Here is a 21749-nt window from a genome sequence, read left to right as displayed (position 1 = left end):
CAAGGTCGGCAGTTTCATGACCCGCGACAACGTGCAGACCTACCTCAACAACTGGATCGCCGATTACGTGCTGATCAACGACAACGCGCCGCAGGAAATCAAGGCGCAGTACCCGTTGCGCGAAGCGCGGGTGGACGTGACCGAAGTCCCCGGCAAACCGGGCGCCTATCGGGCCACGGTGTTCCTGCGGCCGCACTTTCAGCTTGAGGAACTGACGGCGTCGATCCGCCTGGTCGCGACCCTGCCACCACCGGTAGCGGCCTGACCTGCTCGCCCCCGCCGACGTGCGGCGGGGGCTGTTCCCTTATCTAGCGCGACACCTTTCAGGAGTTTAAAGCGATGGATGCAATCATTCTCGACCTCGGCGGCGACATCAAAGGCGACAGCCTGCTCGAGGGCTTCGCGGACAAGATCGAAGTCATGTCCTACAGCCACAACGTGGCGATGCAGGTGACCAACGACGTCAGCAACTCGGAGCGAACCTCCGGCAAACCCCACGTCGGCGAATTCACCGTGACCAAGTTCATTGACAGCTCGACACCGTCCCTCAACGAATACTGCTGCGCCGGCAAGCCGATCCCCGAAGCCATCATCACCATCGGGCGTAACGCCGCCGAAGGCAGCGGACAACTGATGCCGTTCATCGTCTACACCCTGACCAACGTGGTGCTGTCGAACGTCAGCGTCAGCGGGGGTACCGGGGGCAAACCGGTGGAAACCGTTTCGCTGAACTTCACCAAGATCAAATGGGAACTCACCGCGCAGAAAGACGACGGCACCAAGGAAGGCACCGCCGCGTCGACGTGGGACATGGCCGCCAACAAGCTCGTCAGCTAACCCGGCGCGACGGCCATGGCAGGCAACGGCATGCTCCCGCCGCTGTTCGAACGCCTCGCCTCCAGCGAGACCGAGAGCACGCGGGAGTTCGATCGGCAGGACTTGCTCGACTCGGTGCACGCCGAGCTCGGACGCCTGTTCAACACCCGCCGTGGCCCGCGCGCACTGACCGACCCACCCAGCGTAATCGACTACGGCATCGCCGACTGGAGTGCGCTGCAACAGCAACGCAGCGATGATCGCCGTCGGCTGGCGCGGGACATCCGCGAAGCCATTACCCATTTCGAACCACGCCTGAAACTGGGCGAAGTTCAGGTCAACCCCTTGCCCGAGCAACCACAGAAAATGAGCATTCGCCTGGTCGGCGAGATGCGCAGTGGCGAGCAGCACTGGCCGGTGGCATTTGTCATCGAGCCCGGCGGTCAGGGGCTGGAGGTGCGCCATGAGCGACTCGATTGACCCGCAACTGCTCGACTACTACCAACGGGAGTTGACCTGGCTGCGGCATGCCGGCGGCCAGTTTGCCGAGCGCTATCCGAAAGTCGCGCGGCGCCTGCAACTGTCCCCCGGCGAATGCCCCGACCCGCATGTCGAACGTCTGCTCGAAGGTTTCGCCCTGCTGGCGGCGCGTCTGCAACGACGGCTCGATGATGATTACGCCGAGTTCAGCGATGCGCTGCTTGAACAGCTTTATCCATTGGCGATGCGTCCGTTGCCGTCTTGCGCCATCGTCCAGTTCGAGCCAGACCCGAGCAAAGGCAACCTCGACGAGGGCTACCCCCTGCCCCGCGACACGCCGCTGTTCGTGACCACCAGCAAAGGCGAGAGCATCCACTTTCGTACCTCGGCCGCCGTGTGTCTGTGGCCGATCGAAGTGAGCGAAGCGCTGTTGCTCGGCAGTGATGAAGCGCAGGCGCTGACCGGTGTCGCGCAATCGCGCTCGGCATTGCGCCTGAGCCTGCGCTGCCTTGGCGAAAGCCAATGGGCAGGACTTGGGATTGAGCAATTGCGCATCCACCTGGCCGCGTCACCGGTGGTCAATGCCTGCCTTTACGACCTGCTCGGCGCCCATGCGGTGCAGGTGCTGGCAGGGTCGCCGGGCAGTGTGCCGATTGCACTGAAGGGCTTGCCCAAAATTGTCGGTTTCAGCGATGACGAAGTCATGTTGCCCGACGAAGACGGCGTGCATCCGGGCATGCGTCTGTTGGCCGAGTACTTCGCCTTCCCGGATAAATTCCACTTTTTCGATCTGCCGCTGAGCGGTGTCGCCAGTGACAGCCCGACGCTGTATCTGTACATCGTTTTCGACCGTGCGCCGACCAGTCGCTTGCATTTGCAGGCCAGTGACATTGCTTTGGGCTGCGCGCCGGTGATCAACCTGTTTCCGCGCACCTCCGAGCCCCTGCGCCCGGACGGCACCCGAAGTGAGTACCGCCTGATCGCCGACAGCCATCGCGAGAACAGCGTCGAAATCCACAGCATTCGTGGCATGCGCGCCAGTTCCAGCGCCGGCGTGCAGCGGCTACCCGCCTATTACGGCAGTCAGCACAGCGGCGGCGATCAACAACGTTACTGGCATGCCCGGCGAGTCAGCGGCATGACCCCGAACCGGCTCGGCAGCGATCTGCTGGTGAGCGTGGTCGATACCCGTTTCGAACCGCAAACCGATCTGCCCGATTACAGCCTGACCGCCGAATTGCTTTGCACCAATCGGCACCTCGCCCAGAGCCTGCCCGCCGGTACCCCGCTGGGTTTCGAACGCCCCGGCCCGGTGGCCTGGGCCCGCCTGCGCAACTCGCCGAGCCCGCAAAGCTTGCCGCGACTGGACGGTGATTCGCGTTGGCGGCTGGTCTCGCAATTGACCCTCAATCATCTGTCACTGGTCGAAGGGCCACAGGCGCTCGATGCCCTCAAGGAGATCCTGCATCTGCATAACCTGCGCGATGAAAGCAGCGCTTTGCGCCAGATCGAAGGCCTGTTTAGTCTGAGCTGCGAACGGGTAATCGGCCATGTCGGCGTCGACGCCTGGCGCGGTTGGCGCAATGGTCTTGAAGTGCAATTGCAGCTCGATTCACAGCATTTTGTCGGTAGCAGCGCGGTACTGTTTTCAGCGGTGCTGGCGCAGTTCTTTTCGGTGTACGCCACGGCCAATCGCTTTGTGCGCACGGTGCTGATGCAGGAAGACAAGGAGATCAAGGCATGGCAACCCCAAGCCGGCATGCCCCTGTCGCTCTGACCCTGAGCCAGCGTCTGCGCCGCGATCCGCAAGCGTTCGAGTGGTTGCAGGCGTTGCTGCTGCTCGAGCGCGAGCAACCGCAAGCCCAATCCCTGGGCAGCGGCACCGCACCGCAAGCGGAAGCGCTGAAACTGCGCGGCCCACTGACGCCGATGTTCGCCGCCAGCCAGATAGAAGGCCTGCACGAGGTGCCGGGCGAACCGCTGACCCTCGATACACCGATCTTCGGTCTCGGCGGCCCCGACGGCCCCCTGCCCTACGCGTATCAGGAATGGCTGCAACAACGGGCGCGGGCCAAGGATCATGCGCCGGCAGAATTTCTCGATCTGTTCCAGCATCGCCTGCTCAGTTTGCTCTACAAGGTAATGCGCAAACACCGCATCGCTCTCGGTTTTGTCACACCGGGCGCGTCGCCGGTACAGGCGCAACTGCGCGCGCTGACCGGATTGCTGCCCAAGTCTCTACAAGAACGCCAAGCGGTTCCCGACTGCGCAGTGTTGGCCTGCACAGCGTTGTTTGCCGATGGCCGCCGCTCCCTGGCCGGGTTCGCCGCGATTGTGCGCGAACAGTTTGCCGTGCCGGTCGAGCTGAGCGCCTACGAAGGCGCCTGGCGCGAGATTCCACCCACGAGCCGCAGCGTCATCAAGCCCGGCGGGCGCAATCTGCAACTGGGGCGCAGCGCCGTCGCCGGTACACGAGTGTGGGATGAACACGCCGGCATTCGCCTCACGCTCGGGCCCCTGCCCTCGGCACAGGCCGGGCGTTTCCTGCCGGACGGCGAGGCACATCCGGCACTGGCCAGCCTTGCCGCGCTGTATTTCGGCCCGGACCTGGACGTGACGCTGGTGCTGCTGATACGCGGTGCCGGGCCGATGAAACTCAGTCGTCAGGCGCCGGCACTGGTGAGCTGGAACGGCGGTTTGCAACGTCAGGCCAGCCTCGTCGTGCAGCGCATTGAAACCCGTCTTCGTCAGCTGGAGATCACCTGAAATGGAATTGGCCAGCCTGATCGGACGCCTTAACCCGGACAACCGCCGCGCCCTCGAACGCGCCGCGCAACGCTGCTTGCAACGCGGGCATCACTTTGTCGAAATCGAGCATTTGCTGCTGGAGCTGCTCGACATCGAGGGCGGTGATTTTGCCTTTCTGTTGCCACGGTTCGGGTTGGAACGTGATGCGCTGACGGCGGAAATCAACAAGGCTCTGGAGCTGTTCAAGGCTGGCAGCACGCGCACGCCGGCACTGTCTTCGCACACGTTGGGGTTACTGGAAGATGCGGTGGTGCAGGCCAGTGTGTTGGGGATCGACAGCATTCGTTCCGGGCTGCTCTTGCTGGCGTTGATAGACCGCGACGAGCGCCGCAGTTTGTTGCTTAACAGTGCGTCCTCGTTGCTGCGAATTCCCAAGGAAGCCCTGCGTGCGAATCTGCTGGAGTGGACGGAAAAATCTCGTGAGCATGTCGGTGCGCGTGCGTCATCCTCAGGCAATCCAGCGCCAAGGCAGGACTCGGTACTCGATCAATACACCCAGGATCTGACCGCCGATGCCCACGCCGGACGCATTGATCCGATCGTAGGCCGCGACGGCGAGATCCGTCAGTGCATCGATATTCTTCTTCGCCGCCGCCAGAACAATCCGATCCTGGTCGGCGCACCGGGCGTGGGTAAAACCGCTGTGGTCGAAGGCCTGGCCCTACGCATCGCCGCCGGGGACGTGCCGCCGTCGTTGCAGGAAGTCAGTCTGCGGGTGCTCGACCTCGGTCTTTTGCAGGCCGGCGCCGGGGTCAAAGGCGAGTTCGAACAGCGGCTCAAAGGCGTGATCGACGCGGTACGCAATGCCGACAAACCGATCATTCTGTTCATCGACGAAGCCCACACATTGATTGGCGCAGGCGGGGCCGAGGGCGGCAGCGATGCAGCCAACTTGCTCAAACCGGCGCTGGCCCGTGGCGAGTTGCGCACCCTCGCCGCGACGACCTGGATGGAGTACAAAAAATACTTCGAGAAAGATCCCGCCCTCGCCCGCCGCTTTCAGCTTGTGCAGGTTGAGGAGCCGGACGAAACCACAGCCGTGGAAATGCTCCGAGGCGTCGCCGCCAAACTCGAACAGCACCACGGTGTGCAAGTGCTCGACGCGGCGATCCACGAAGCGGTGAAACTTTCGCACCGCTACATTTCCGGCCGCCAGTTACCGGACAAAGCCATCAGCGTGCTCGACACCGCATGTGCCCGCGTCGCCCTCGGCCAGCATGACGTGCCACCACCGCTGGAAAGCCTGCGCCACCGGCAGAACAGCCTCAAGGATGAAGTCGAACGCTTGCGCCGCGAACAGGCCACCGGCCTTGATCACCGCGAACGCATCACTCTGCTTGAAACTGAATCCACCGCTAACGTGCAAACGATCCGCGAACTGGAAACCCGCTGGGGCGAAGAGCGCGTGGCTGTGCGCGAACTGCTCGACACCCGCCGCGAACTACTCGACCTGAGCGAGCGTGCCGACAGTGACAAACCCGATGAAACCACCGACAGCCGTATCGATCATCTGGCTGGCGAACTGCTGCGCCTTGAGGCCGGACTCGATGCGATCCGCCAGGACGATCCGCTGGTGCCGGAACAGGTCGACGCGAAAACCGTCGCCGCTGTGATTGCCGGATGGACGGGTATTCCGGTCGGCAAAATGCTCGCTGACGAGGCCCACGCCGTGCGCACTCTGGGACAACGCATGGGCCAACGAGTGATGGGCCAGAGCACCGCGCTCAATACCATCGCCCAGCGCTTGCAGGCCTATCGCGCCGGGCTGACCGATCCGCAAAAACCGGTCGGGGTGTTCCTGCTGGTCGGCCCCACCGGCGTCGGCAAAACCGAAACGGCTTATGCGCTGGCCGATGCGTTGTACGGCGGCGAACGCAACCTGATCAGCATCAATCTCTCGGAATATCAGGAAGCGCACACCGTCAGCCAACTCAAAGGCGCCCCGCCCGGTTATGTCGGGTATGGCAGTGGCGGCGTACTCACCGAAGCGGTGCGGCGCAAACCGTATTCGGTGGTGCTGCTCGATGAAATCGAAAAGGCTCATCCGGACGTGCTGGAGGCGTTTTACAACGTCTTCGATAAGGGCTTGATGGAGGACGGTACGGGGCTGGTGGTGGATTTCAAGAACACCGTGATGCTGGCCACCAGCAACGTCGGCGCTGAGCTTTTACTGGATACACCCGTGGCACAACTCGGCAGTGAGGCCTTCAACGAAGCACTGCATAAAGTCTTGCTGCAAGCGTTCCGCCCGGCGTTTCTGGCACGCATGACCGTGGTTGCCTATCGACCACTGGATGAGGCAACGCTGGAAGGGATTGTGCTGGCGAAGCTGGAGAAATTGCGTGGCCGCTATAAAGCAGCGACGGGCAAACAGTTCGAGTTCGATTCGGGAATTGTCAAAGCGGTGCTTGCCAAATGCAGCGCGGCGGGAGCGCGGGATGTCGAGAATGTGTTGATGACGCAGGTGACGGGGAAGTTGGCGGAGTGGGTGTTGGAGTAGTCCGGCACAGCCACGGGGCACCTGGCACAGGCGTGTGGCTGGAACCAAGGAGGCAACATGAGCTACGAAGCTATTTGTACCAAGATTGCGGGACATGGCGCAGGCGTCTATAACTTTGGCCAATCCAGCTTCTTGCTACTGGTTGGCGACAATCGCGATGGCATCTGTCGCGGCGTCAGCACCGCATGGCTGATCGCCAAGAAAAAAGGCAACGACTATCTCAAGGAAATTGTCGATCCGACGCTGAAAACCGGCTTGCTGCATGAGCAGCACACCGCACGGCAAGCCTCAGACTTTCAGAGTGACTACGTGGACATCAGTGGCGACACGCCGGAGTCGCCCTCACCGGCAACGTTGACGGCACTGAGAACAGGTGGCGTGGGAACACTGGCCAGCCACAAAGCGGAAGCCTTCCAAAGCTTCGCCGCGGCCGGAAAATCCATCGGCGAGGTCGTGCTGACGTCGTCCTGCCGTTACTTCATTTTGTCGATCAAAGGCACGCTGGGCGGGCACTCGGTGGCCTTTTTCAGGCCTTGGGCATTCTTCGGCAAGAGCAGCAGCTGTTTCTTTTTCGACCCCAATTTCGGCGAGTTCTCATTGGAAGGCAGTGAGGGCGTCGCGCTGTGCATGACCGCCGTGGCAGCAGCATACGGTCAGGGTCTGTCGAAAGGTTATCGGATACGGGTTTCAGCTGACGCAAAAGGCGCCACGAGCGTTTCCATGCATCGTCTTTGAAATCACTTCATCAAGGCCCTGACATGACTACTTTTTTGACGTTGTGCACCGCAGAAATGTCCAAGGCAGAACACGACAAGAACCATGTCGGTGGCGTCTGCAGAGTCAATCGCAATGACACCTACCTGGTGACGTTTCATAACAACAGCTATGAGACACCTGCCACCCCGCCGATGATGGGCGAAACGGTTCTGCAACTCGACCCCGCACCGCGTATTCCACCGGTCAGGGCCAACGTGAGGAAAGAGCTGGAGATCATCCATGAGCATCCGGCAAAGCTTGAGCATAACTACTGGGAAGGCATGCACCGGGCCGTAAAGTCCGGTCAGGTCAGTTACGAACATGAAGCGCTGATGCTGCATCGAGAAAGATTGGCATATGGGCTGGATGACTACGACGGCGCAGTCAGGAAAGTCAAAGCACAGCAACTGGCCAACGTGGAAAGCAAACGCTTGATTGCCACTCGCGAAATGGAGAGAAAATATGACGCGGGGGCGCACTCGAAAATGATCTCGGCAATGGCTGAAGAACAATACATTGCGTTGCAAAAACGCTCACTGACTTACCCCGTGGAATATACCTCGCCGAAAGTCGACAACACGTTGGGCGGCCATGCGGAAGAGAATTTCATACGGGCCTGGAGTTCTCTGTGCACACAGATCCCGGAAAAAATTTCGCATATCGAACTGTTTATAACGCGCATGCCATGTCCCGACGCGTCTTCAGGATTCTGGTTGGGTGCACATCTCTATAAAGAGGGTTGCATGGGCAAACTTGCCAAACTGATAACAACCACAGATGAGTCGATCAGTTGGGAAATCACCTATTCGCAAACCCTGAATGGCGCCGACCAGGCTTTTGCGCAGTCGCTGGCACGACACTTCCCTGAAGCCCGAGTGACCTTCGCCGCCAGAGGCGCATAGTCCGGAGCGACCATTGCCAGCCCTTCCCATCCAAGACGCTTGCGAGGACGTTTGATGCCCCGCTCCACCGACAGCAACACCAGCCTGTCTCTGACCGCCACTTCGCTGTCGGCGCTTTACCCTGAGTCGCTGTCCGGCGACGAAACGTTGAACATGCTCGGCGCACAAACCCTCAACGGTCTGAATGACGGCACGTCTCTCACCCTGACCAGCGCCGTCGCCACCCATGTCACCACCACCCTGCACAACGACGCGCAACTGCGTCCGTTCGACGCCCTCGTTGCGGAAATTCGCCAACTCCCCGCCGATGCGACCGCCGAGCGCTACCAGTTGCTGCTAAGGCCATGGCTCTGGTGGCTGACCCTGGCCAGCAACAACCGCGTGTTCCAGAATCTCGCCACTTCAGACATTGTCACTACGATCTTCAAGGCCCACGGTTTTACCGATTTCAAACTCTCCTTGACCGGCAGCTACACCCCACGCGAGTACTGCGTGCAGTACGCTGAAACCGATTTTGCTTTCGTCTCGCGGTTGTTGGAGGAGGAAGGGATTTTCTGGTTTTTCACCCACGATGAAGGCAAGCACACCTTGGTGTTGGGGGATAGCAACGACGCCTTCGTACAGATCCCCAACGGGCCGACAGTCACGTATCTGGGGCAAGGATTGGGTCAGCGTGAGTTGCACGGCATCCGTTCCGGGCAGGTCTGCCTGCAAGCGGTGGCCGGGGTGTATCGGGCGACGGATTATGAATTCACCACGCCGACCACTTCACTGTACGACCAGGCAGAAGCGGTGGCCGGGCCACTTTCCATGTACGAACATCCGGGCGGTTACAACGCCAAGGCGCGCGGCGATACGCTGACCAAGCAGCGGGTCGACGGCTTGCGCAGTGAGGAAAAACGCTTTGTCGGCGAGAGCGACTGTCGCTGGCTGGTGCCGGGTCACTGGTTCACCCTCAGCGGGCATGACGATGCCAGTCTGAACATCGATTGGGTGGTGACACGGGTCACCCATGACGTCAGCCACGAGCAGTATCGCAACCGTTTCGAAGCCATCCCCAAGGCCACACCGTTTCGCCCGCAACGGCTGACGCCAAAACCGCGCATGCACCCGCAGACCGCGATTGTGGTGGGTAAGTCCGGCGAAGAAATCTGGACCGACGAGTACGGCCGGATCAAGTTGCAGTTCCCGTGGGATCGCGATGGCAAGAACGATGAAACCAGCTCTTGCTGGGTACGCGTGGTGTTGCCGTGGAGTGGCAAGGGCTTCGGCATGCAATTTATCCCGCGTATCGGCCAGGAAGTCATCGTTACGTTTATCGATGGCGACCCGGACCGGCCGCTGGTGACCGGTTGCGTCTACAACGGCGATAACGCCCTGCCCTATGCCCTGCCGGCCAATCAGACCCAGTCCGGGATCAAGACTCAGTCGTCCAAGGGCGGCGGCGGCTTCAACGAGTTGCGCTTCGAGGATAAGAAAGACGCCGAAGAGGTGTTTTTGCAGGCGCAGAAAGATCTGAATATCAACGTGCTCAACGACACCACTGCCACCGTCGGCCATGACGAAACCCTCACGGTGCAGAATGCCCGCACCCGCACGGTCAAGGACGGCGATGAGACCGTTACCCTGGAGAAGGGCAAACGCAGCGTGACGATTCAGACCGGCAGCGACAGCCTCGATGTGAAGGACAGCCGCACGGTGACAGTCGGTGCCGATCAGAACCACAGCACTGGCGGCAACTACACCGACAAGGTCACCGGCAATTACAGCCTGACGGTGGACGGCAACCTGACCATCAAAGTCAGCGGCACTTTGACCCTGCAAAGCGGTGGCAGCTTCACGATCAAGAGCGGCGCCGATCTGGCGACTTCGGCCAGCACCTCAATCACCCAAAATGCCGGCACCGCCATGACCAATCAGGCCGGTACTTCTCTGGACAACAAGGCCGGCACCACGCTGACCAACGACGCTGGCATCAGCCTGACCAACAAGGGCGCAGCCTCACAGACCGTCGATGGCGGCGGTATGCTGACGATCAAGGGCGGTCTGGTGCAGGTCAACTGAACAAGGAGAAGTCATGGCGATCACACCGCTGGATTTGCAGCAGAGTGACAAGCAGCTCAAGGGGCGCTTGCAGGATGGCCAGCTCGACGGCCCGCTAAACATCAAGGATGACGGGCGCAAACAGGCGGATTTGCAGTACAGCCAGGGCGAGTTGCAGGGTACGTCGCTGCTCTATCACCCCAACGGCAAGGTTTCGGCGCAGATGCCGTTTGTGCGGGACAAGCTGCAAGGCGTGGCGAGTTTTTACGCACCTGAGGGTTTTCTACAGCGCAAGGCGACGTATCGGCGCGGCTTGTTGCATGGCGAGGCGTTCAATTATTTTCCGGACGGGCAAGTGGCGGAGGCCGAGTTTTATCGGGATGGCGTGCGTGAGGGGCGCTATCAGCGCTTTCATCCGAACGGGAAAACAGCGGTGGAGGCGCGGTATGTGAATGGGCAGTTGATGGAGCCAGAGCAAGGGTTTGCCGAGGATGGCCGGCCATTGGGGGCCGATGGCAAGCCGATTTCGCGGGTGCGCTGGTGGTATCAGCGCTGGGCGGATCCGCAGCAGGCCTGATGGTTCTCTATTGGCAGCACTGGCCTCTTCGCGAGCAGGCTCGCTCCCACAGTGACCGGTGCTGTACGCACAATCGAACTGATACCGCGAAACCCTGTGGGAGCGGGCTTGCCCGCGAAGAGGCCGTCACATTCAACACAAGGCTCAGGGAATCAACATCTGCATCTGCCCCGGCACGACAATCTTGATCACCCCCGCCCAGGTGCACATCAACGTACTGTTGGCATCGATCGCCGGCATCCCCCCGAGCAACAACGTCGGTGCGCCGCCGGGAATCCACGGTGTGGCCGTCGCCGGAATACACGGCATTGGCGTCAACACTCCCAGCGCAGCCGCCGTGGCGGCGGCCACCATCGGATTGGCCAGGCTCGTGCAAACGCCGAACGGCAGGATATTGACCAAGGGGATGTGATCCATGATGTTCGCTGCAGGCATCCCGCCAGTCAGCGTGCGATTGACCGGCAGCACATTGAGCATCGACGGGGCGGCGCCGAAGCTGCATTGCAATGTGGCAGTGGCACAGACTTGCGGACAGCCCATTTCCCGACTCCTTGTTGGACACGGCATACCCGCTAAACCTTAGTCTGCTGTGGCCCGCCCTGCACATTCCCAAAGGTGATTATCCGGCAACACGCTAACCTATAAGACCGACCCGCGCTTGTGAGCACCGTAGCGCGCCATTAGATTAGCCAATGATGTCTGGCCTCCAAAATAAGCAGAAGGGATAAGCATGGCGCTTACTGACCAGTCCACCCGTATCCGCTCTGGCGAAGAACTCGATGCCAGCCTGATCGATCCGTACCTCAAGGCGCATATTCCGGGCCTGACCGGCTTGCCTGCGATCAGCCAGTTTCCCGGCGGTGCGTCGAACCTGACTTACCTTCTCGAATACCCGGAGCAGGAATTCGTTCTGCGCCGGCCGCCGTTCGGCCACAAGGCCAAATCCGCCCACGACATGGGCCGTGAATTTCGCATTCTCAATCAGTTACGCGACGGTTTCCCGTACTGCCCGAAAGCTTATGTGCACTGCACCGACGAAGCGGTGATCGGCGCCGAGTTCTACGTGATGGAGCGGGTCAACGGGATCATTCTTCGCTCGGAACTGCCACCGGAACTGGGTCTGGATTCAGCGAAAACCGAAGCGCTGTGCAAAAGCTTCATCGACCGTTTCGTCGAACTGCACCGAGTCGATTACAAGGCCTGTGGCCTCGGTGACCTCGGCAAACCCGAAGGCTACGTCGCCCGCCAGATCAAAGGCTGGAGCGAACGCTACGAAAAAGCCCTGACCCCGGATGCGCCGCACTGGGAAGCGGTCAAAGCCTGGCTCAACGACAAGATGCCGGCCGACCATCCGACCTCGAGCATCGTCCACAACGACTACCGCTTCGACAACGTCATCCTCGACCCGAACAACCCGATGCAGATCATCGGCGTGCTCGACTGGGAGCTGACCACACTCGGCGATCCGCTGATGGACCTGGGCAACACCCTCGCCTACTGGATCGAGGCCGGTGACCCGGCGCCGGTGCAACTGATGCGCCGCCAGCCGAGCCACGCCCCGGGCATGCTGACTCGCCGCGAGTTCGTCGACTACTACGCCGAACGTGCGGGCATCCAGATCGACAATTACGACTTCTACTACACCTACGGCCTGTTCCGCCTCGCCGGCATCGTGCAGCAGATCTACTACCGCTTCTACCATGGCCAGACCCAGGACAAACGCTTCGCGCAGTTCATTCACATGAACAAACTGCTGGAGCAGATGAGCTTGCAGGTCATTGCGAAATCGAGCCTCTGACGGCCCACACCAAGGAACCCTTATGTCCAAGACTCAGTTGTTCGACCTCGACGGCAAAATCGCTTTCGTCTCCGGCGCCAGCCGTGGCATCGGTGAAGCCATCGCAAAACTGCTGGCCCAGCAAGGCGCCCACGTGATCGTCTCGAGCCGCAAGCTCGACGGCTGCCAGCACGTCGCCGACGCGATCATCGCGGCTGGCGGCAAGGCCACTGCAGTTGCCTGCCACATCGGTGAGATGGAGCAGATCAGCCAGGTGTTCGCCGGGATCAAAGAACAGTTCGGCCGTCTCGACATTCTGGTCAACAACGCCGCGACCAACCCGCAGTTCTGCAACGTACTGGACACTGACCTGAGCGCGTTCCAGAAGACCGTCGACGTGAACATTCGTGGCTACTTCTTCATGTCCGTGGAAGCCGGCAAGCTGATGCGCGAAAACGGTGGCGGCAGCATCATCAACGTCGCGTCGATCAACGGTATTTCGCCGGGCATCTTCCAGGGCATCTACTCGGTGACCAAAGCGGCGGTGATCAACATGACCAAAGTCTTCGCCAAGGAATGCGCGCAGTTCGGCATCCGCTGCAACGCCCTGTTGCCGGGCTTGACCGACACCAAGTTTGCCTCGGCACTGGTGAAGAACGACGCGATTCTCAAACAGGCGCTGACACAGATTCCGCTCAAGCGTGTGGCCGATCCGAGTGAAATGGCCGGTGCGGTGCTGTATCTGGCCAGTGATGCGTCGAGCTATACCACGGGTGTTGCGTTGAATGTGGACGGTGGGTTCCTGTCCTGACCCCCTTTTCCTGACCCAAGACTGACCTGTGGCGAGGGGATTTAGCGAAACGTCGCACCGTCCCGATGGAGCGCGTAGCGGTCCCTAAAAGTTGGGAACTGCTGCGCAGTCCATCGGGGATAAATCCCCTCGCCACAAGAGTCTGCTAATTCTGGATCAGGCATTCAGCACCTTCGGCAATTGCCCGCCAAAGTGCACCGAGAGCCATCGCAAGGCCAGACACTCCGCGCCCGCCAGCAACGCCACCGCCACCGCCACCGCCACGGGCGACACCGCCGTGGCGACCAGATCAGCCACCCGCACAACCCGCTCAACCCGGGACTTGCGCCCTTCGGGTGCTATTGAGTGACGCAACGGGTGGTGGTGATGTGTCGAGTCACCTGCTCATCCACATAAGCGTCGCCGGCCACCTCGGTATTCTCGATGACTTGGCAGGTACGCTCCGGCGGCGGAGGTGGCGTTACGGGTGGAGGTGGTGGTGGACTGGCACAACCGGCCAATAAAACTGCAAGAAAAGCCAACGGCAACACGCGTTTCCCAAGATTGTTCATAGGACGACCCGCGATAAATGGGAGACCAACTTGCGCGACCGAACCGGCCACGCAAGACCTGACCACTCATTCTTTATAGACGAGACGCTTGCAAGCGCCAGTAAACCGGACGTATCGGGGTGTTATGGCTGTCGATTTTGCGTTGGGACTCAGGCGATGATTACCAGGCAACCGCCTTCGCGACCAAGCCCGCTCCCACAAGGAAATAAGAACACCCCGCACGCGGCGCATGCCGCCCCACTCAACACAATGAGCGCAAGCTCGAGTACGGCTCTTGATCTAAAAGGCCCGTCGGCAGGCTGAGTGGAGGGATTGATCCGGGGGTGGGAGCGCAGCGACCGTTCGACGAAGTCGAACACATCGAGAGGAGGTGCAGCGAAGCAAACCGGAGGCGATGCCCCCGGATCAATCCCGCAGCGAGGGAACCCGAGCCACAGCGAGGGCCGAACGTCAGGGCAAAGCGTTTTTTGCTTACTTTTTTAGGCGCTTGTAAAAAAGTGAGTCGCCGTAAGGGCGAAACCCTAAGCAGCCGTTACCGCAGCAACGGATATGTACTCAAACCGGATATCTACTCAATCAGCAAAAACCCCACCGCCCAAACCGATGACATCGCTGGCAAGCCAGCTTCCACAGAGATCTAAGCCAAATCAGTGTCAGTCGATGCGCGCAAAGAATTGCTCTCCAACTCATACCGCAACTCCTCAATCAACGCGTCCACCGACTCCGGCGTACGCAATGCTTTGAGCTTCAGCCCACTGATCACCAGATCCACCTGCCCTGACACCGGATGATAGAGCTTCACCGTCAGCGAATGATCCCCATCCACGGAACAATCACAGGCAAGCGGCGAAAAACTCTGCTCCAGTCGCGCACGCAACTGCGCAAGATTCATCATTGAAACTGTTCCTTAAGCCATTTCGAAGGGACACGATCCCAAGCCAGAAAAGACTCGTATCGCACCCCAACAGACTAAGAACAGCCCCTTAACACCAACACACTAATTTGCACCGATTGAACTAGTGCATTTGCACCCTATCGCTGTCCCTTGTTCCCCCCGCCGGAAAACAAACCCCGCTCCCGCGCCCAGACAATCGCCTCGCTGCGGCTGTGCACATCCAGCTTGGAATACACCGTTGCCACATGATTGCGCACGGTGTTCGGCGCCAGTTTCAACCGCGCCGCAATCTCCTTATCCGCCAGCCCCTCGCAGATCAAGCCCAGCACATCGCGCTCACGCGCCGTCAAATCTGTGAATGACATACTCGGCAATTGTGGCGAGTTGACCCTCTTAACATTGGCCAGTTTCTCGATCAACGTGCGACTGAACCACGAAGCGTCTTTCATCACCTCTTCAATCGCCGCGACCAGCTCAAGCTCGGTACGCTTGCGCTCGGTGATGTCCATCAGCACCAGCAGATAGCACGGCATATCCTGAATATTGACCGTGTCAGCAGACACCGCGCACTCCAGCAGATCGGCATCCCGCTTGCGCACCCGCACGTCGACCCGATCAATCCGACCGTTCTTTTCCAGCGCCGTCAGCAACCGTGCACGCGCCCCGCTGTCGTCGATAAACTCCAGCTGCGTCACGGTTTTGCCCAGCACGTCGTCGCTGTCATAGGCCAGCGTATCGAGGAACGCCTGATTGACGTCGAGTACCCGCTGCTCATCGGCGCTACAAACCACAATCGGTACCGGGGTCAGGCGGAACGCCTTGGCAAATCGCTCTTCGCTTTGACGCAGCGCCACTTCCGCCTTGTGCCGCAACTCCATGTCGACGAAGGAAAACAGCATGCACTGCTCATCGTTAAGCAACAGCGGTTGCCCGGCGACGATCACTTGTTTGCTGCCGCCATCGGGCAGGCGCAATTCGGCCTGCATCTGAGGAATCGTCGCCACATCACGCAGACGCTGAATGGCCAAATCCTTTTGTTCGGCCTGTTCAAGAATGTCGATTTCATACGCCGAGGTACCGATCACCTGATCGCGGGTATAACCGGTCATTTCCAGAAACCCCGGATTGACCTTGATGTAGCGCAGGTCGCTAAGACGGCAGATCACTGCCGGTGCGGGGTTGGCATTGAAAGTCTTTTCAAAGCGGTGTTCGGCGTTGGCCCAATCGGTGACGTCGCTCATGATCAGCACCAGCGACTCGGGCTGACCCTCGCGATCGGTCAGCACCATGCTGCGCACGCTGTGAACCCAGACACGCTCCGGGTCATCCACGGCGAACACCTCGATCAGCACGTCGCTGAAGGCTTCGCAGCGCGCCACTCGGCTGATCGGATAGTTCTCCGGTGGCACCATGTGATTGTTGCGATACCGCAGGCTGAAACGCTTGGCGTATTCGTCGGCGTTAGCGCCCAGCTCACCGATACGGCTGACGCCGTGCATGGCCAGCGCCGCTTCGTTGGCCCAGAGAATGCTCTGATCCAGCTCAAGCAGAATCACACCATCCGACAGCCCGGCGATGATCTGCTGCAACTGGCGACGATTGGTTTCGCGGGTCAGGACTTCCTGGCTCATTGGATCTCCACAAGTGATATGGCCATGTGAAGAGTACGACCGCAGCCGTGCGTGATCGTGCCGGGCATAAAATCCCGCACCACAATCTCCTGTGGGAGCGAGCCTGCTCGCGAAGGCGTTGTGTCAACCAACAAATTATTTGAATGAAATAGCGCATTCGCGAGCAGGCTCGCTCCCACAAGGGGATTAGCGTCGGTCTGACTCGTCCACCAACTCACGCAAGGTATCGAGAAAGAGTTTGAGGACCGGGGAAGCATCGTCCGCACGATAAGTGGCGTACAGCGGCACTTCCGGCAGCGCCGGGGTCAGCCGCCGAAACACCAGCCCCGCCGGCGCCAACTGCTCGATCGAGGCCGGCAATAGCGCCACGCCGAATCCCGCGCGCACCAGACTGAGCAACGTCTGCACTTCGATCACCTGCTGGCGAATCTGCGGGGTGAACCCGGCCTGAATGCAGCACTGATAAAGGAAGTGGGCAAACCGCGACTGCTTCAACTCCAGCGCCACAAACGGTTCCTGCGCCAGATCCGCCGGGGCCAGCACCTCTAGGCTGGCCAGCGGATGATCTGCCGGCATGACCACATGAATCGGTTCGTAGATCAGCAATTCATTGCGCAACAACGGATCGTCATAGCCGACGCGAAATACACAGGCATCGATGCGTTTCTCCTTCAACGCCTTGACCTGCGCCGCCGGGGTCATCTCGTGCAAGCGCCAGATGACCTGCGGATAACGCTCGCGGAACAGGTGCAGGGCTTTGGGCAGCACACCGACCATCACTGAACTGATCATGCCGATTTCCAGTTCGCCGACTTGCCCACGCCCGGTCTGGCGGGTCAGATCCAGCGCCCGCTCAAGCTGTTCGAAGACCAGCGGCGCCTGCTCCTTGAGCATCTGCCCCGCCGCTGTCAGCTCGACCCGATGATGACTGCGCTCGAACAGCGGCGTGCCCAGTTCCTCCTCCAGCAAGCGAATCTGCTGGCTCAGCGGCGGCTGGCAGATATGCAGGCGTTCGGCGGCACGCCCGAAGTGCAACTCATCAGCCAAAGCCATGAAATAGCGCAGTAGACGCAGGTCCATGGCGGCTTACCCCAGGCTCAACGGCGTCGAGCGCTGACGCACACCGGTCAGCGCGAACAACGCGTTGGCGATGGCCGGCACCACCGACGGACTGCCCAGCTCACCGATGCCGCCGGGTTTGCTCGGTTCGCCATCGAGCACGACGATATCGGTTGCGGGCATGTCGGACATGCGCGCCACGCGGTAGTCGTGGAAATTGCTCTGCATCACTCTGCCCTGTTTGATATCGAGCCGGTCGAACAACGCATGGCCCAAACCCCACATCAGCCCACCATAGATCTGCTCCTCGACGCCGCCCGGCGACACTGCCAGACCGCAATCGACCACGCAGGTGAGCCTCTCGACTTTGGCCTTGCCATCGACCGTGGCAACCCTCGCCACCACCGCGATAAAACTGGTGTAACCCTGATTGGTGGCGATCCCCAGCGCCGTGCCCGGAGGCAGCGGTTGGCCCCATCCGGCGCGCTCGGCGGCTTGCTTGAGCACCGCCACATGGCGTGGTCGCTCCTGCATATGGGCCAGGCGGAATGCGAGCGGATCGGCACCCGCCGCATGGGCCAGTTCGTCCATGAAGCCCTCCACGGCGAACACGTTGGGAATGAAACTCACCGAGCGATACCAGCCACTGGGCACGCCGCTTTCGTGCTTGACCCAGTTCAAATCCAGATGCGGCGCACGATAGGCGAAGTCCCATGCGGTGATTGCTTCGGTGGTGCTGTAATCCATGTGATCCGGGCGCTCGAAGTAACCCGGTTCCCACTGCTCCGGCGAGGCGGGCGACACCGCGTGCAGTTGCAGCGCAGTGAGTTTGCCCTGGGCGTCGAGCGCGCCTTTGACCCGATGCAGCGTGGCCGGGTGATAGAACAGCGCGTGCATTTCATCTTCGCGGCTGTTGAGCAACTTCACTGGCACACCGGTTTGCTGCGCCAGATACGCCACTTCAAACAACCAGTACTTGGCCTCCCGTGCGCCGAAGCTGCCACCGGATACGAACTCGTTGATGGTGACATTAGCCTTGTCGATACCGCACACGGTTTTCGCCGCTTCCAGCGCCGAGGACGGCACCTGCACACCGCCCCAATACGTGATCGCATTGTCCTTGACCTGCGCCGTGATACAGATCGGCTCCAGCGGGTTTTGCACCTTGTAAGGCATGGTGTAATCGGCTTCGATCAGCTTCGCAGCGCCCGCCCATTGTCCGCTGACATCGCCGTGGGTCATGGCTTTGACGGTTTGTGCTTTGGGATCGCCGATGGCTTTGGCCTGAGCGCTGAACAACTGGTCGCTGTCGAACCCGGCCAGTGGCGAATCACTCCATTTGATCTCCAGCACATTGCGCCCCTGCTGAGCCGCCCAGAACGTTTCCGCCAGCACGGCGACGCCTTCCAGATTGCCGCCGAGCACATCGGGCCGCCCCGGAATCGCGATCACCTTGCGCACACCCGGCACCTGCAAAGCGGCCACCGAATCCACGCTGATCACCTTCGATCCAACCACCGGGGCGCGTTGAATCACCGCCACCAGCATCCCCGGCAATTGCACGTCAATGCTGTATTTGAAGCGTCCGCAGACCTTGGCTGCGGCATCACGTTTATGCCGCAGTTTGCCGATGTATTTGAATTGCGCCGGATCCTTCAGTTTGACGTTGGCCGGCGCCGGCAGGTGCGCCGCCACGCCAACCAGTTCGCCGTAACCGAGGCTGCGTTGGCTCGATGGATGGACGACCCGGCCTTCTTCGGTGGCGCAACTGTCGGGGCTGACTTTCCACTGTTTGGCCGCAGCCATGATCAACAACACCCGCGCCGTGGCACCGGCCATGCGCAAACGGTCGTATTCCAGCGACACACTGGTACTGCCGCCGGTCGAGAACACCTTCCAGACCGGATGAATGTAGGTTTCGAAAAACGGATCCTCAGGGGTGATCACCTGCACGGTCATCGGGTTGACGTCCAGTTCCTCGGCCACGCACGCGGCCAGCGCCGTTTGCGTGCCGGTACCGGAATCGTGCTTGTGCACCACCAGTTTCACCGTGCCGTCAGGGAGTACACGCACCCAGGCATTGGGTTCGAATTCGCGGGCAGGGGCTGGTGCTTTCGGATCAGTGGCGGCGATGCCGGACGGCAGATACAGGGCAATCGCCAAACCTGAAGCCACGGTGACGGCTTGCTTGAGAAATACCCGGCGCGGCAGTTCGATACCGCGATCGTCGATGAGGCTCATCACGCCTCCTTCGGCGCATTCGCCGCGCGTTTGATCGCTTTGTTGATCCGCCCGTAAGTGCCGCAGCGGCAGATATTCCCGGACATCGCGTTGCGGATCGAATCGTCAGTCACCGCCGCGCCGGTGTTGAGCAGCGCGGCCGCGGACATGATCTGCCCCGATTGACAGTAGCCGCATTGCGGCACATCTTCGGCGACCCAGGCCAGTTGCAGCGGATGGTTTTCTGTTGGCGACAAACCTTCGATGGTGGTGATGCTGTGGCCCGCGACGGCGGCCACTGGCATTTGGCAGGAACGTACCGCGACACCGTCCAGATGCACGGTGCAGGCACCGCAAAGGCCCATGCCGCAACCGAACTTGGTGCCGGTGAGTTTCAGTTGATCACGCAGTACCCATAACAAGGGCATGGAGGGGGACGCCTCATCCAGCTCACGTCGTTCGCCGTTAACCGTGAATGCAATCATTGTCAGGCTCCAAAAGAGCGGCCCGTCTTTGTGCGGGCCTGGTGACCGATTATTGGAACCCTTGGCAAAACGCGGCCAGCGACGATTTCTGCCAACCGGTGTAAGCAGGACTAACAACATGTACAAGCGATACCCGTCGGTGCAGTCCATGAGCGCGTTTATCCACGCAGCGCGCAGCGGCAGTTTCTCCAGCGCTGCGCGCAAGCTCGACCTGACTCATAGCGCTATCAGCCAGCAGATCCGCGCGCTGGAAGATTTCATCGGCCAGCCGTTGTTCGTGCGTGAAGGTGGCGGCAGCAATCTCACCGATGCCGGGCAGTTGTTTGCCAGCGTGCTGTCGGATGGTCTGGCGCAGATTGATCGGGCACTGTCCTCGGTGAAAAATCGCAGCGTGGCGCAACGTCTGACGCTGGATGTCGACAGTGAACTGGCGCAGAGCTGGCTCAATCCGCGTTTGCCACAACTGCTCGATGGCTTGCCGGATTACGAGGTGACGTTGCTGTCGATGCCGCGCAGTGATCGCAGCACGTTCGAGCGGGTCGATCTGGCGCTGCGTTATGGCTATGGCGATTGGGATGACTGCGAGATGACCCAGATCTGTGGCGATCGGGTGTTGGCGGTGGCCTCTCCCGAGCTGCTGGAGCGCTATGGGTTGCAGTTGCCATTGAGTCCGGCGCAGGTGCTGGAATTGCCGTTGTTGGGGTATACGCGGCGCTCATGGATTCCGTGGCTGGATGCGGCCGGGATGCCTCCGGTAGAACCCCCGGCGCGGGTGGTGTTTGATAATGCGGCCAATCTGATTGCCGCCGCCGAGGCGGGTGTGGGTGCCGGACTGGTGCGGGGATTATTGGCTGCCGATGCATTGCGCAATGGGCGGTTAGTGGCGTTGAACGAGGCGCAGATTGCGGCGCATTACAACCTGTATGCGGTGTGGCCGCATGGGCAAGCCGAGCGGGTTGGGCCGGTGGTTGAAGTGATCAAGCAGTTGGCTTTGCATACACACCACTGACGCTTTCGCGAGCAGGCTCGCTCCCACAGTTTGACCGCATTTCTCCAGTTGGAATGCAATCCCCCTGTGGGAGCGAGCCTGCTCGCGAAGGGTTCGGACAATCACCACAAAAACCAAAACCATATCGCCCAAGTATCACCACCGCGCCCAATTAATATTGTACGAACCCCTCCCCCCTTTCCAATACTCGCCTCCAGCAGCCACCCACCCGGGCCGGATGCAACCAGGCGAGGGAATGCGCGTGTCTTGCGCATAGAAATGGCCGATTACCCGGGACGTGGATGCCGAGAGCCGCAAGGCTCCCTTCCCCGCTATCAGGAGATCGACTTCAATGATCATCGATATCAGCTGCTATCCCACCGATCTGGTGGACCTCGCCTGGAGGCATGACGGTGACCCGTTCACCGGCGAGCGTCTGCTGGAGATGAT

19 protein-coding genes and 2 pseudogenes are annotated in these 21749 nt (G+C 60.6%); 14 read left to right on the top strand and 7 right to left on the bottom strand.

Annotation, left to right across the window (positions count from 1 at the left end):
• The 10 genes and pseudogenes from ACIOVB_RS20895 to ACIOVB_RS20850 form a co-directional block, all read left to right on the top strand.
• Positions 1 to 265: pseudogene (locus ACIOVB_RS20895) on the top strand (type VI secretion system contractile sheath large subunit); the annotation flags it as partial.
• 74 nt (positions 266 to 339) lie between these two features.
• A complete protein-coding gene (locus ACIOVB_RS20890) occupies positions 340 to 837 on the top strand; it encodes an Hcp family type VI secretion system effector (RefSeq protein ID WP_007911046.1) in 498 nt (165 codons plus the stop codon).
• A gap of 15 nt (positions 838 to 852) precedes the next feature.
• Entirely contained in the window at positions 853 to 1296 is a 444-nt protein-coding gene (gene tssE, locus ACIOVB_RS20885) for a type VI secretion system baseplate subunit TssE (protein ID WP_401270959.1), read from the top strand.
• The gene (gene tssF, locus ACIOVB_RS20880; RefSeq protein ID WP_401270956.1) at positions 1280 to 3073 is read left to right on the top strand and encodes a type VI secretion system baseplate subunit TssF; all 1794 of its coding nucleotides are present in this window, start codon (positions 1280 to 1282) and stop codon (positions 3071 to 3073) included. The genes tssE and tssF overlap by 17 nt, the downstream gene beginning before the upstream one ends.
• Positions 3037 to 4062, top strand: a complete 1026-nt coding sequence (gene tssG / locus ACIOVB_RS20875) for a type VI secretion system baseplate subunit TssG (protein ID WP_401270953.1) — start codon at positions 3037 to 3039, stop codon at positions 4060 to 4062. The genes tssF and tssG overlap by 37 nt, the downstream gene beginning before the upstream one ends.
• Position 4063: 1 nt before the next feature.
• The gene (tssH, locus tag ACIOVB_RS20870) at positions 4064 to 6604 is read left to right on the top strand and encodes a type VI secretion system ATPase TssH (protein ID WP_401270950.1); all 2541 of its coding nucleotides are present in this window, start codon (positions 4064 to 4066) and stop codon (positions 6602 to 6604) included.
• Between the two features lie 57 nt (positions 6605 to 6661).
• Positions 6662 to 7339 (top strand): YopT-type cysteine protease domain-containing protein, encoded by a 678-nt coding sequence (locus ACIOVB_RS20865; protein ID WP_401270948.1) that lies wholly within the window; start codon positions 6662 to 6664, stop codon positions 7337 to 7339.
• Between the two features lie 23 nt (positions 7340 to 7362).
• Complete coding sequence (locus tag ACIOVB_RS20860; protein ID WP_401270945.1) at positions 7363 to 8262, top strand: hypothetical protein; 900 nt, start codon at positions 7363 to 7365, stop codon at positions 8260 to 8262.
• Positions 8263 to 8316: 54 nt separating this feature from the next.
• Positions 8317 to 10326 (top strand): type VI secretion system tip protein TssI/VgrG, encoded by a 2010-nt coding sequence (gene tssI, locus ACIOVB_RS20855; protein ID WP_401270943.1) that lies wholly within the window; start codon positions 8317 to 8319, stop codon positions 10324 to 10326.
• Positions 10327 to 10339: 13 nt separating this feature from the next.
• Positions 10340 to 10882, top strand: a complete 543-nt coding sequence (locus tag ACIOVB_RS20850) for a toxin-antitoxin system YwqK family antitoxin (protein ID WP_401270940.1) — start codon at positions 10340 to 10342, stop codon at positions 10880 to 10882.
• A 144-nt stretch (positions 10883 to 11026) separates the two neighbouring features.
• Here ACIOVB_RS20850 and ACIOVB_RS20845 read toward each other — a convergent pair whose 3' ends face one another.
• Positions 11027 to 11422 carry a DUF4280 domain-containing protein gene (locus ACIOVB_RS20845; protein WP_187680231.1) on the bottom strand — a complete coding sequence of 132 codons (396 nt, stop codon included), beginning with the start codon at positions 11420 to 11422 and terminating at the stop codon, positions 11027 to 11029.
• 190 nt (positions 11423 to 11612) lie between these two features.
• Here ACIOVB_RS20845 and ACIOVB_RS20840 point away from each other — a divergent pair, with 190 nt between their 5' ends.
• Positions 11613 to 12680 carry a phosphotransferase family protein gene (locus ACIOVB_RS20840; protein ID WP_401270936.1) on the top strand — a complete coding sequence of 356 codons (1068 nt, stop codon included), beginning with the start codon at positions 11613 to 11615 and terminating at the stop codon, positions 12678 to 12680.
• 22 nt (positions 12681 to 12702) lie between these two features.
• Entirely contained in the window at positions 12703 to 13470 is a 768-nt protein-coding gene (locus tag ACIOVB_RS20835; protein ID WP_034152479.1) for an SDR family oxidoreductase, read from the top strand.
• A gap of 156 nt (positions 13471 to 13626) precedes the next feature.
• Here the strand turns inward: ACIOVB_RS20835 and ACIOVB_RS20830 are convergent, their stop codons facing one another.
• The 6 genes from ACIOVB_RS20830 to ACIOVB_RS20805 form a co-directional block, all read right to left on the bottom strand.
• The gene (locus ACIOVB_RS20830) at positions 13627 to 13767 is read right to left on the bottom strand and encodes a hypothetical protein (protein WP_401270934.1); all 141 of its coding nucleotides are present in this window, start codon (positions 13765 to 13767) and stop codon (positions 13627 to 13629) included.
• Positions 13768 to 14658: 891 nt separating this feature from the next.
• Complete coding sequence (locus ACIOVB_RS20825) at positions 14659 to 14916, bottom strand: DUF1652 domain-containing protein (protein ID WP_187681323.1); 258 nt, start codon at positions 14914 to 14916, stop codon at positions 14659 to 14661.
• Positions 14917 to 15053: 137 nt separating this feature from the next.
• Positions 15054 to 16547 (bottom strand): helix-turn-helix transcriptional regulator, encoded by a 1494-nt coding sequence (locus tag ACIOVB_RS20820; RefSeq protein ID WP_401270931.1) that lies wholly within the window; start codon positions 16545 to 16547, stop codon positions 15054 to 15056.
• A gap of 186 nt (positions 16548 to 16733) precedes the next feature.
• On the bottom strand, positions 16734 to 17627 hold the full coding sequence (locus tag ACIOVB_RS20815; protein WP_401270928.1) for a LysR substrate-binding domain-containing protein: 894 nt from the start codon (positions 17625 to 17627) through the stop codon (positions 16734 to 16736).
• 6 nt (positions 17628 to 17633) lie between these two features.
• Positions 17634 to 19847, bottom strand: a complete 2214-nt coding sequence (locus ACIOVB_RS20810; RefSeq protein WP_401270927.1) for a molybdopterin cofactor-binding domain-containing protein — start codon at positions 19845 to 19847, stop codon at positions 17634 to 17636.
• On the bottom strand, positions 19847 to 20311 hold the full coding sequence (locus ACIOVB_RS20805; RefSeq protein WP_187681327.1) for a (2Fe-2S)-binding protein: 465 nt from the start codon (positions 20309 to 20311) through the stop codon (positions 19847 to 19849). Before ACIOVB_RS20805 ends, ACIOVB_RS20810 begins: the two co-directional genes overlap by 1 nt.
• A gap of 118 nt (positions 20312 to 20429) precedes the next feature.
• On the opposite strand from ACIOVB_RS20805, the gene ACIOVB_RS20800 reads away from it, so the two are divergent.
• Positions 20430 to 21320, top strand: coding sequence for a LysR substrate-binding domain-containing protein (locus tag ACIOVB_RS20800; protein ID WP_187681328.1), 891 nt, complete (start codon positions 20430 to 20432; stop codon positions 21318 to 21320).
• A 331-nt stretch (positions 21321 to 21651) separates the two neighbouring features.
• Positions 21652 to 21749 (top strand): annotated as a pseudogene (locus ACIOVB_RS20795) (amidohydrolase); the annotation flags it as partial.

It is taken from the genome of Pseudomonas sp. NPDC087639 (genome assembly GCF_044743385.1).
Taxonomy (GTDB): domain Bacteria; phylum Pseudomonadota; class Gammaproteobacteria; order Pseudomonadales; family Pseudomonadaceae; genus Aquipseudomonas.
The sequence above is the reverse complement of the archived record's forward strand: the minus strand, read 5'-3'. Positions and strand labels throughout refer to the sequence as shown.

Bases quoted from the DNA above. Each gene is read 5' to 3' on its own strand.
- ACIOVB_RS20845 (WP_187680231.1), bottom strand. From the start codon at position 11,422: ATGGGCTGTCCGCAAGTCTGTGCCACTGCCACATTGCAATGCAGCTTC.
- ACIOVB_RS20815 (WP_401270928.1), bottom strand. From the start codon at position 17,627: ATGGACCTGCGTCTACTGCGCTATTTCATGGCTTTGGCTGATGAGTTG.
- ACIOVB_RS20850 (WP_401270940.1), top strand. From the start codon at position 10,340: ATGGCGATCACACCGCTGGATTTGCAGCAGAGTGACAAGCAGCTCAAG.
- ACIOVB_RS20800 (WP_187681328.1), top strand. From the start codon at position 20,430: ATGTACAAGCGATACCCGTCGGTGCAGTCCATGAGCGCGTTTATCCAC.
- tssE (WP_401270959.1), top strand. From the start codon at position 853: ATGGCAGGCAACGGCATGCTCCCGCCGCTGTTCGAACGCCTCGCCTCC.
- tssG (WP_401270953.1), top strand. From the start codon at position 3,037: ATGGCAACCCCAAGCCGGCATGCCCCTGTCGCTCTGACCCTGAGCCAG.
- ACIOVB_RS20840 (WP_401270936.1), top strand. From the start codon at position 11,613: ATGGCGCTTACTGACCAGTCCACCCGTATCCGCTCTGGCGAAGAACTC.
- ACIOVB_RS20865 (WP_401270948.1), top strand. From the start codon at position 6,662: ATGAGCTACGAAGCTATTTGTACCAAGATTGCGGGACATGGCGCAGGC.
- ACIOVB_RS20820 (WP_401270931.1), bottom strand. From the start codon at position 16,547: ATGAGCCAGGAAGTCCTGACCCGCGAAACCAATCGTCGCCAGTTGCAG.
- tssH (WP_401270950.1), top strand. From the start codon at position 4,064: ATGGAATTGGCCAGCCTGATCGGACGCCTTAACCCGGACAACCGCCGC.
- ACIOVB_RS20860 (WP_401270945.1), top strand. From the start codon at position 7,363: ATGACTACTTTTTTGACGTTGTGCACCGCAGAAATGTCCAAGGCAGAA.
- ACIOVB_RS20805 (WP_187681327.1), bottom strand. From the start codon at position 20,311: ATGATTGCATTCACGGTTAACGGCGAACGACGTGAGCTGGATGAGGCG.
- tssI (WP_401270943.1), top strand. From the start codon at position 8,317: ATGCCCCGCTCCACCGACAGCAACACCAGCCTGTCTCTGACCGCCACT.
- ACIOVB_RS20890 (WP_007911046.1), top strand. From the start codon at position 340: ATGGATGCAATCATTCTCGACCTCGGCGGCGACATCAAAGGCGACAGC.
- ACIOVB_RS20810 (WP_401270927.1), bottom strand. From the start codon at position 19,847: ATGAGCCTCATCGACGATCGCGGTATCGAACTGCCGCGCCGGGTATTT.
- ACIOVB_RS20825 (WP_187681323.1), bottom strand. From the start codon at position 14,916: ATGATGAATCTTGCGCAGTTGCGTGCGCGACTGGAGCAGAGTTTTTCG.
- ACIOVB_RS20835 (WP_034152479.1), top strand. From the start codon at position 12,703: ATGTCCAAGACTCAGTTGTTCGACCTCGACGGCAAAATCGCTTTCGTC.
- tssF (WP_401270956.1), top strand. From the start codon at position 1,280: ATGAGCGACTCGATTGACCCGCAACTGCTCGACTACTACCAACGGGAG.